The following is a 1,263-nucleotide window of genomic DNA, read 5'->3' on the forward strand; positions in this document are numbered from 1 at the left end:
GGGCGACCTGCTCGAGCCGATGGTGCAGTCGATGTCCGGCTCGGACGGCAAGCTCTACGCCCTGCCGGACGAGCCGAACGAGCAGCAGCGGCAATGGCTGGACCGGCTCGACCGGGCGCAGGGCGCCGAGTACGACCGCGAGTTCGCCAACATCCTGCGACTGGCGCACGGCAAGGTGTTCTCGGTCGTCGCCCAGGTCCGCGCGAGCACCCGCAACTCCCTGGTGCGCGAACTCGCCGACGACGCCAACTCGACCGTCCTCGACCACATCAAGGTGCTGGAGGCCACGGGTTACGTCGACTTCGACGCCGTGGCCCGCGATCTGGCCGGCGACAGCGCTCCCCCGGCCGCCGACCCGGGCCCCGCCGACCCGCCACCGTCCCCCTCCCCGGACTACACGCTCCCGCCGCCCGCCTACAGCCCGCCACCGGACTGAAACGGAACGTCACGTACCGACAACACTCCGTCCGGATTGTGAACGAGGCATGGTGTTTTCGGGACCGTGTCACATACAAACAACATATGCTCTGGGTTCTCTTCCTGCTGGCGGCCTGGGCCGTGGCCGGCACGGCGTGCACGCGCCTGTGCCTGGCCGCCGTGCACGCGGCGGCCGTGCACGCGGACACCGGCCGGGTGCGTGAACTCACGCTGTACGAGGCCGCCTTCCTCTCCGGCGGCCCTCGGCGGGTCGCCGACGTGACCCTGGTCGCCATGGCCCGCCAGCGCCGGCTGCTCCTGGCCCACACCGGCTGGGCGACGGTCGTCGACCCGCGCGGGCGGGACGAGATGGAGCGGTCGGTGATAGGGGCCATCGGTCCCGAGGGGCGGTGCCGTATCGCGCCGGTGCGGGCCACGGCCGCCGCGGCTGACCCGGTGCGCGGGATCGCCGAGGGACTGGTGCGCGCGGGGCTCGCGGTGCCCGACAGCGCCCGTACGACGGTCGCGACGGCCGTCCGGCAGGTGCGCGTCGCGGCCGTCGCCGTCCTGGGGCTGGGCGTGGCCGCGCTGCTGACGCCGCTTCCGCCGGACATGCCCCGGCACCTGGTCGCCCTGTGGTTCGCGCTGCCGCTCGCCCTGACCCTGAGCTGCCTGGCCGTCGCCCGGGTCGAGATCCACCCCTACTCGCGCTGGGCCTCCCCGGCCGGCCAGCGGCTGCTCGGCGCGCTGACCCCCGACGCGGGCGCCAACTTTCCCGGTTGGCGCCGCTTCGCCCTCTCCACTGACCTCACGACGATGGGCGGCGCGATGACGAAGTCGGGATCA

General features: G+C 73.4%; 2 protein-coding genes. Both read left to right on the forward strand.

Annotated elements, in window-relative coordinates; all coding sequences use genetic code 11:
- Positions 1-436, forward strand: a 436-nt coding sequence (locus ABZ281_RS49770) for a DUF4142 domain-containing protein (RefSeq protein ID WP_356665493.1), incomplete at its 5' end; no start/stop codon positions are given.
- Positions 437-522: 86 nt separating this feature from the next.
- A partial coding sequence (locus ABZ281_RS49775) for a TIGR04222 domain-containing membrane protein (protein WP_356665495.1) occupies positions 523-1,263 on the forward strand: 741 nt, incomplete at its 3' end.

The organism is Streptomyces sp. NPDC006265 (assembly GCF_040613555.1).
In the GTDB taxonomy this organism is placed as follows: domain Bacteria; phylum Actinomycetota; class Actinomycetes; order Streptomycetales; family Streptomycetaceae; genus Streptomyces.